At 52.0% G+C, this 8,450-nt stretch carries 8 protein-coding genes and 1 pseudogene; 3 read left to right on the top strand and 6 right to left on the bottom strand.

What is annotated here, in order from left to right; all coding sequences use genetic code 11:
- Window positions 1-23: 23 nt before the first annotated feature.
- Complete coding sequence (locus Q0294_RS19210) at window positions 24-398, bottom strand: hypothetical protein (protein ID WP_299468682.1); 375 nt, start codon at window positions 396-398, stop codon at window positions 24-26.
- 341 nt (window positions 399-739) lie between these two features.
- Here Q0294_RS19210 and Q0294_RS19205 point away from each other — a divergent pair, with 341 nt between their 5' ends.
- The gene (locus Q0294_RS19205; RefSeq protein WP_299468680.1) at window positions 740-1,828 is read left to right on the top strand and encodes a bifunctional transcriptional activator/DNA repair enzyme AdaA; all 1,089 of its coding nucleotides are present in this window, start codon (window positions 740-742) and stop codon (window positions 1,826-1,828) included.
- A gap of 77 nt (window positions 1,829-1,905) precedes the next feature.
- Here Q0294_RS19205 and Q0294_RS19200 read toward each other — a convergent pair whose 3' ends face one another.
- The gene (locus tag Q0294_RS19200; protein ID WP_299468678.1) at window positions 1,906-2,451 is read right to left on the bottom strand and encodes a DUF1572 family protein; all 546 of its coding nucleotides are present in this window, start codon (window positions 2,449-2,451) and stop codon (window positions 1,906-1,908) included.
- Window positions 2,452-2,681: 230 nt separating this feature from the next.
- On the opposite strand from Q0294_RS19200, the gene Q0294_RS19195 reads away from it, so the two are divergent.
- Together Q0294_RS19195 and Q0294_RS19190 are read left to right on the top strand one after the other, a co-directional pair.
- Complete coding sequence (locus Q0294_RS19195; protein ID WP_366917994.1) at window positions 2,682-3,164, top strand: DUF3592 domain-containing protein; 483 nt, start codon at window positions 2,682-2,684, stop codon at window positions 3,162-3,164.
- 22 nt (window positions 3,165-3,186) lie between these two features.
- Window positions 3,187-3,444, top strand: coding sequence for a hypothetical protein (locus tag Q0294_RS19190; RefSeq protein ID WP_299468674.1), 258 nt, complete (start codon window positions 3,187-3,189; stop codon window positions 3,442-3,444).
- An 83-nt stretch (window positions 3,445-3,527) separates the two neighbouring features.
- Here the strand turns inward: Q0294_RS19190 and Q0294_RS19185 are convergent, their stop codons facing one another.
- The 4 genes and pseudogenes from Q0294_RS19185 to Q0294_RS19170 all read right to left on the bottom strand — a co-directional run bounded on the left by Q0294_RS19185 (window position 3,528) and on the right by Q0294_RS19170 (window position 7,732).
- Window positions 3,528-3,899: a helix-turn-helix transcriptional regulator gene (locus Q0294_RS19185; protein ID WP_299468672.1), complete on the bottom strand. Its 372-nt coding sequence runs from the start codon at window positions 3,897-3,899 to the stop codon at window positions 3,528-3,530.
- Window positions 3,896-4,248, bottom strand: a pseudogene (locus tag Q0294_RS19180) (type II toxin-antitoxin system RelE/ParE family toxin). Before Q0294_RS19180 ends, Q0294_RS19185 begins: the two are co-directional and overlap by 4 nt.
- Window positions 4,249-4,365: 117 nt before the next feature.
- Window positions 4,366-5,487 (bottom strand): TrkA family potassium uptake protein, encoded by a 1,122-nt coding sequence (locus Q0294_RS19175; RefSeq protein WP_299468668.1) that lies wholly within the window; start codon window positions 5,485-5,487, stop codon window positions 4,366-4,368.
- Window positions 5,488-5,617: 130 nt separating this feature from the next.
- Complete coding sequence (locus tag Q0294_RS19170) at window positions 5,618-7,732, bottom strand: glutamine synthetase III (protein ID WP_366917995.1); 2,115 nt, start codon at window positions 7,730-7,732, stop codon at window positions 5,618-5,620.
- Window positions 7,733-8,450 lie beyond the last annotated feature (718 nt).

The following is an 8,450-nucleotide window of genomic DNA, read 5'->3' as shown; positions in this document are numbered from 1 at the left end:
TGTAGAAAATGTTTCCTGATATCTTAAATTTCATCCTCATTTAGTCTCCAGGGACCTGGGACCACCTCAATATTTGTTATGATTTTCAGAAACCTTGCAAACCATGGGGATAGATCATGCATTTTGCCTTCATCTAATTCGCTATAACAGATTTGGGTTTCCATACTAAAACGATAGTTGAACGGTGAATTTTCAGTATCAACCTCTAAGAATAATTCCCAGCCGAGCGACTCTGCATATCCAACCTGTATGTGGGGTGGATCTTGGTCAGGCTTAAAATAAAAAGGTGATAACTGCAAAGCCTCAGAAAGTTTAGTACCAAGCTGTTCCAAATTTCCTTCAAAGCGAATAAGCACACAAATATAAGCACCATAAACGGCTTTGTTTTTTGAATTCATTTTTATCACCATGAGATTACTGTGTTGTTGGGGCAGAAAAAGGTGTCAGCGACTGGGGCAAAACCTATTAAGAGGAAAGATAGTTATGATCCCACATTTTAGTGTTTTTCATCATTGAGTTCAGGATCGTAGGACACTTTCTCATGTAAACCTCGGTATAAAAACCGGGGCTAACGCCCTGCGGCTAATCAGGAACGTTCTATGGTTCATCGAGAATGCCTTCCGCTCTGTTCTACGAGAATCCCACAAAAACCAATTCCCTGTTCATTTCCCGGTTGTCGCTGTTTCTCGATCAGATACCATGGTAGAACTGAGACAGGTATTACAGGGACTTTCAGGAAATGAAACAGACAGATTCAGTAACAAATAACACGCAGTCATTGCCCGACCCTGATGTGATGTACGCAGCGCTGGTCCGGCGGGACAGCAGTTTTGAAGGCGTCTTCGTGGCGGCGATTCGGACGACGGGCATCTTCTGTCGGCCCTCCTCTTCGGCCCGAAAACCGAAGCCGGAGAATGTTGAGTATTTTCCCGATGCGAAAACCGCGCTCGCGAATGGTTATCGGGAATGTAAAATCTGTCGGCCGCTGGTGGCGCTCGGCTCGACGCCCGAATGGTTACAGCCGTTGATTGAAGAGGTCGAGCAGGATACCAGCATTCGCCTGCAGGCCGAAGATCTGCGGGAACGGGGCCTTGATCCGGTACGCGTGCGTCGCTGGTTTCAGAAACTGCATGGCATGAGTTTCACTGCTTACCTGCGGATGCGGCGCATCAACCAGGCCTTCAGTCAGATTCAACGCAAAACGCCGGTCACGAACGCTGCGTTTCAAAGCGGATACGAATCGCTCAGCGGGTTTGGCGAAGGCTTCAAAAAAACGATGGGGACGGCGCCCGCGAAGAGTAACGGTCAACAGGTGATCGCCGTCAGTCGCATTTTGACGCCACTCGGCCCGATGCTGGCGGGCGCGACGGAGCAGGGGATCTGCCTGCTGGAATTCACGGATCGACGCATGCTGGAGACACAGCTCAACCGACTGCAGAAACATCTGAACGCGAAAGCGCTGCCCGGCGACAGTCGGTTCTTTCCCTTGCTGGAGGCACAACTCCAGGCCTACTTCGCTGGTAAACGCACGGAATTCGATCTGCCGTTGATCACGCCGGGGACCGCGTTCCAGCAGAAAGTGTGGGCGGCGTTGCAAACCATTCCCAGTGGAGAGACCCGCTCGTATCGCGAACAGGCGGAGATCATCGGCCAACCCACGGCGGTGAGAGCCGTCGCACGGGCCAACGGCGATAACCGAATCGCGATTCTGATTCCCTGTCATCGCGTGATCGGCGCTGATGGAAGTCTAACCGGTTATGGCGGCGGTCTGTGGCGCAAGCAACGTTTGTTGGAGATTGAAAACGCTGAAGTTACGCAAGTAAAATGAGCGGAATGGCGCTAGCCACCGGTTTTGTGAAACGGTACGTTTATAAAAAAACGGTGGCTAGCGCCGTGCCGCTCACATTAGGAATGGGATTTTCCGTGCGCGCCCCAGTGTTTCTGATTAAACTCTTCCGATTGGCCGCGGGGGATGGTCAGCGTATTCCAGTTGTCGCCGGCCTGGATGCGGGCGACCTGCACGATCTGGCCGACGTGATAACAGGTATGTCCGAGTGATCGCTGGATCGCCAGAGGCACCGTGTGTGCGTCGCCGCGGATGAAAACGGTTTTTTCCAGATCGTCCGGCGTCAGACTTTTGAGCGATTCCAGCAGCGTCGACCAGCCCCGATTCCAATAGGCCATTAATTCTGCACGGCCTTGAAATGAATCGACGAATTCTCCGTCCCGGTTGCGGTCCGGCTTTTCGCCATCGGTGGTCAAGAAGTCGGTCCAGCGCGAGATCAGATTGCCGGCGACATGTTTCATGATCACGGCGATGGAGTTCGTGTGCTCATCCAGAGCGACACGCAGCCCTGCGTCCGAAACCTGTTCGACGGCCCGCTCTGCCATCTTTTGATTGGCCTCGAACGTGTTGATGGTCGCTGATAGAAATCGGGCTGTGGTGTCCATCGAAACTCCTCTGTTCGTACAACATTTTGCGCTCGTTCATTTTAATCACCGGTAAAAAAAGATTCCATGAACCCGAAACGGACTTGCAGAATGTTGCCTGTACCGTCGGCAAATCTGAGACACTGCCCGGGTCGCCTGTGTGAGTAGCAGAGAATCGGGATCAGCTATATAATCTGCGGTGTCTTCGGTATCAAACGAATCTCGAACCGCAACCTTTCGACCTCTCACTTATGATGGAGAAGTTCTGTATGATCACTTTGGTGGCTGGGATCGTGACGACTGTTGCGGGGGTCTGGATGTTTCGAGTTTCACTTCTCGATCGCGGGTTGAGAAAAAAACTGCTGAAAAATTCTGTTCGAGTCAGAGGAAAGATAGTGCGTTTCGAGTCGGGAACGAAGCAGGATGCCGTCACGGTCGAAACATCGACGCCGGTTGTGGAATATCAGGGACGCGATGGTCAAACCTACGAGTTATATCTCCCGTCGCGACTGAGTTCAAAGCCGTTAACCCTTGGCTCGCCTGTACCAGTCTTTTATGAAAAAGGAAATCCCGGTAATGCGAATGAGGCCCTGCGGATGTGGGACGTGAATCTGCGTTGCGGAATCTGCTTTATGGTGCTGTTGTTCGGTCTGGGACTTCTATTCACACACTATCAGAATACCATCAGCGTTGATTCGCCGCCGACGGAATCTCAACCAGTTGACGACCGCTAATCAGTTCAGAAAAGTGAAACCGATGCAAAAACTCAATCCCTGGACTCCGACCTTCTTCGCGTTGCTATTCTCTGCGACAGCCGTCTTCGAAAGTATCACTCAGGGTAACTGGCTCTACTCTTTCTTTTTTGTCAATGTGCCTTGGATGTTTATGTTTGTGACTTTTGGTCTGTTACAGCTACAGAAAGAAAATGCGGAACTGCGCGCACGGCTGGATGCGCTGGATGGAAAAGCAACCACAGAGACCATGCCCGGAAACCGGGCAGTGAATCCTGTTTGACTGCAACGCTCTGCCAGTGAAACTGGAAGGGATCGCGATTTTTTAAAAAATAACAGTGTTTCATTCTGCGTTCGTTACTGAAGCTATTTTTGTCTGGCGAGGCGTTTTTTGGGGCTCGTTTTTGTTTTCATTTTGCCAGCCTTACGCGTGCCGACAATTCTGCCGATTGCGGACCGCGATGCGCCGAGAGTCGCCAGCGACCGGACAAGCAGGTCAAGTGAAACAGTTCGGTCAGCAACTTCAATTTTGGCGACCCGGGATTGGCTGGAACCGATTCGTTTTGCCAGATCCTGTTGTGTGATATTTAATTGTTTGCGTCGCGTTTTGACTTCCGTTGCCAGCGCCAGCTTCATGTTCACGAGCATTTCTTCGGCCTCGCTGAGTTCCAGAAAATCAGCCGCTGAACTTGCCTTCCAGCCGGCCGCTTCCAGTTTTTTTTGTTTCGCTGCTTTCATTTTGTTGCCTCATCATATTGCTTCAAGCGCCGTTGGCAGTTGTCGATAACAGCCTGAGGCGTCTTTTGGGTTTTCTTAGCAAAAATATCTCCGATGATCACGGCATCAGGATCAAGCCGATACACGATGGCCAAGTCAAATTCTCATCCGGAATCCTTAACTCGTGGCATCGACGACCAATGGAGGGCATCGGGCGACTGTGCGGCAATTCCAGGGATTCGCCACGTTGAAGCCGGCGCAGTAACACACCCGCTTCGATGCGTGCTTCATACGAGAACGGCGGTGTTTTGATCTCGCCTTGCAACCAGACGAGTGGCTTATCCTGCTGATCGTCTTTGCTTTTACTCATGCCGTGAATTGTATGTCATATATGACATGTGTCAAGAGGCGTTTTGGCATATCCCGGTATGAGAAAAATTAGCTTGAGGAAGATCTCCTGTCGCGACAGCGACTAAGAAAACCATCCTCAAATTTCAGCCGTCACGCCGCGATACGTGATCTTAATTCCCTTGGCGGCGAATTTTTCGGTCAGATGCGGGATGTCGTTGTTGTGGACGAGCACGATGACCGCGTCGCCGACGAGCAGCTGGGTATCGGGTGAGATATTCTGTTCCACTTCGCCGTCGGCGCGGCGGATGGCGACGACCAGAAAGCCTCGATCACTGCGGACTTCGATCTTGTCGAGTGTTTTGTTCGCGAATGTGGAGTCGGGTTTTACCAGCAACTCTTCAAACTGCAGACCGAGGTGGCCGAGTTCGTCTTTGATGTCGCCGTTGCTGGTGAGCTGTTCCAGCATGTTTTCCGCGGTGGGCCGCATGATGAGTTGGGCGACTTTGGTGGCACCGATGGCGGTCGGCAACACGACCCGGTTCGCGCCGCAGCCGATCAGTTTTTTCTCGGTCTTCGGATTTTCGCCGCGGGCGATGATCATCACGTCCGGGTTCATTTCCCGGGCGGTGATGGTGACGAACACGTTTGTGGCATCGGCCGAGAGGACCGTCGCCAGGACTGCAGCGCGGCGGATGCCCGCCTGTTCCAGCACGTATTCTTCCGAGGCATCGCCGTTGATGACCCAGTAGCCTTGATCCTCGGCGGCTTTGAGTCGGCGTTCGTCGCAGTCAACGACAACGAACGGTTTTTTTGCCGCGAACAGACTTTTGGCCAGGATGGAACCCATGCGGCCGACGCCGCAGATAATGGTGTGACCTTGCAGGCGTTCAATTTCTTTCGTCATTCTTCTTGCTCCCAGTGCCCGGTTGAGTTCGCCGTCGATCACCATCTGCATGAAACCGCCGATGGTATAAATTACCGCGCCGTAGCCGGAGATGATGACCATGATCGTGAGTGCCCTGAGTGCGGACGACTCGACAGGCTGCACCTCGCCGTAACCGACGCCGAAGATGGTGATGATGACCATGTAGATCGAATCGTCCAACTGCCAGCCGGCGGAGACATAACCGATCACAGCCACGATGCAGATTGTGCAGAACAGGGCGATCCCGGTGATGATTTTGCGGAACGGCCTGGAGTGGTGCTGACTGTTTCGCTGAATCGCCTCTGGTGAGAATAATGATTCAGAATCCGTCATGGCTCGTTTTCTCGTGTGGCCGCGCTGGAGTGATATGTTTTATGAAGAACCAGACAGGAACAGAGCCGAGCCAGGAAATCAATTCCTGGTCGGCTCGTATTCCGAAGGTTCGATTTTTAACTCGGCACTGTTACTTGATGAACAGCATTTCCTGATAGGTTGGCAGCGGCCAGAGATCGTCGGCCACAATACCTTCCAGATCATCTGCTACAGCACGCACCTTATTCATCAAAGGCAGAATCGTGTGGCAGTAGTAACCGGCTTCTGAGAGTAGATCTTCCGATCCGTGCTCAGCGGCAGCCGCTTCCAGCTCGCTGACACCGTCCTGTAAAGCTTTCACCAGTTCGGTGACACGGTCCAGTGTGTTGGTATCGAAATCGTAGTCCAGCATCTTCAGGCTGGCACAGTTGGAAACCAGTTCGCCCTGATAACGGATGGCGGCGGGGAAAATCATCGTTTTCGCCATTTTGATGGTCAGGTTCGATTCGACTTTGACCGACAGGCAATACTGTTCGAGGTACGTTTCGAGACGGCTTGCCAGTTCGCGTTCCGAAAGAACGTTGTACTTGGTAAACAGTTCTTTGACTTCTTTCGTTTCGAGAATCGGCAATGCATCGACGGTCGTTTTAAGATTCAGTAGACCGCGTTTTTTCGCTTCTGCATGCCATTCGTCGCTGTAACCGTCGCCGTTGAAGACAATCGCACCGTGCTCATTGATAATTTCCGTGAGCAGTTTCTGCAATTCCGAATGTAACTTGGCAGGATCGCCGCCGGTAGCTTCTTCCAGACGAGTCGCACAGAACTCCAGTGAATCGGCAACGATGGTATTCATCGCGACCAGTGGACCGGCGATCGACTGATTCGAACCGACGGCACGGAATTCAAATCGGTTGCCGGTGAAGGCAAACGGACTGGTACGGTTGCGGTCTCCTGCATCTTTCGGCAGTGGCGGCAGGACATCAACGCCCACCGTCAGAGTTCCCCTGGGAATGGATGAGTTGGCACCGCCGACTTTGATTTGTTCGAACACGTCAGTCAACTGGTCACCCAGGAAGATCGAGATGATCGCCGGTGGTGCTTCGTTGGCTCCCAGGCGATGATCGTTACTGGCAGATGCGACGACGGCCCGCAGTAATCCCTGGAACTTATGGACGGCACGAATCACGGCGGCACAGAACAGCAGGAACTGTGCATTTTCGTGTGGAGTATCACCTGGATCGAGCAGGTTGCCTTGTGAGCGGCTGCCCATGGACCAGTTGACGTGTTTACCGGAACCGTTTACGCCGGCGAATGGTTTTTCATGCATCAGGCAGACCATGCCATGTTTCTCTGCGGTACGTCGCAGTGTGGTCATGAGCAACTGCTGATGGTCAGTCGCGATGTTCGCTGATTCAAACAGCGGTGCGATTTCATACTGCCCCGGTGCCACTTCGTTGTGACGGGTTTTGATCGGGATGCCCAACTTGAACAGTTCGCGTTCTGCTTCAAACATGAACGCCAATACGCGATCGGGGATAGCTCCGAAATAGTGATCGTCGAATTCCTGACCTTTAGGAGGTTTGGCTCCGAACAGGGTTCGACCGGCAGTCAGCAGGTCAGGACGTGCAAAGTAGAAATTACGGTCGACCAGGAAGTATTCCTGTTCCGGTCCTGCTGTGGAAGAAACCAGATCGCCTTCCGTATGCCCGAACAGTTTCAGAATGCGTTGTGCCTGAACATTCAAGGCCTGCATCGAACGGAGTACGGGAGTCTTTTTATCGAGGGCTTCACCGGTCCAGGAAACAAAAGCCGTGGGAATACAGAGTGTAGTTCCGTTGGAATTTTCCAGAATGTAAGCAGGGCTGGTAACATCCCAGATGGTGTAACCGCGGGCTTCGAATGTCGCACGGATACCGCCGGTGGGGAAGCTGGATCCATCGGGTTCGCCCTGAATCAACTGGGAACCGCTGAATTCGGCAATCGCGCCCCCTTCACCATCGGGGGAGAGGAAACTGTCATGTTTTTCGGCTGTCGAACCAGTCAGTGGATAGAAGACGTGGGCGTAGTGGGTGGCCCCTTTTTCGATGGCCCAGTCTTTGATGGCGGCGGCGACAACATCAGCTGTCGAGCAGTCGAGTTTTTTTCCGCCTTCAATGGTGCTGATCAGATTTTTGTAGGTTTCTTTGGGCAGTCTGCTTTTCATTGCGATCTTGGAAAAGACATTCGCATTAAAGAGTTGCCCGGTGGGGGTTTGCTGAAAATTCATGGGTGGATGGTTGGGCTGATAACCTGTCACAGCGGCAATGGCTGCAGAACGTGCGGAGCCGAGCGTAGCTTTGCTTCCATTGTTGGAACCAGAGTAAGTGATGGGCGAGTTAGAACTTTGAATTTCTGTGTTCACTTTTTTGACCTTTTTCTTTGGGCGAAAATACTGCTTACGTCTTTTTACATGTAGGGGACAACAGACTGCGAAACCGGAATCGTTGATCTGATTCCGGACTGCAAACCACTTGGTATTTTTACAATTTGCTTTTCAAGCGAACTGAACATGCTGTTCGTTTGCGCGATGGCTTCATGCAGAATTGCGCAGAACTCCCTGAAAATGAAAGCATTAGAGCTATTTGAGCAGAATATGTGCCAAATGCTTTGCAGTTTTCCGTTTTACACGGCTCAGTCCGGAGATACCAGCTACCGGGGTCCCCAATTGAGGTAGTTCCCTTATGAAATACCAGCCAACCAACCATTTTTCACTCGGATTTTGGCAGTTTTCTGAGACCTTACCTAATCAGAATCGATCCAGTTTTTTTCAGCCTTTTACGGGGGCTATTCCTGAGGTTACTTAATAAAACCCCCTGATTGCTCATTTGAAATGCATGGGCTGCCTTCGAAAGCAGCAGGGTGCCCTTGAGGGCAGGCAATACTCTAGCTCGTGGGTGTCCCGAAAGTGGCTTCGTACGGAATTTTACGTGTTAAAGCATCGGTAG

The sequence above is a fragment of the uncultured Gimesia sp. genome (assembly GCF_937919775.1).
Classification (GTDB): domain Bacteria; phylum Planctomycetota; class Planctomycetia; order Planctomycetales; family Planctomycetaceae; genus Gimesia.
The sequence above is the reverse complement of the archived record's forward strand: the minus strand, read 5'-3'. Positions and strand labels throughout refer to the sequence as shown.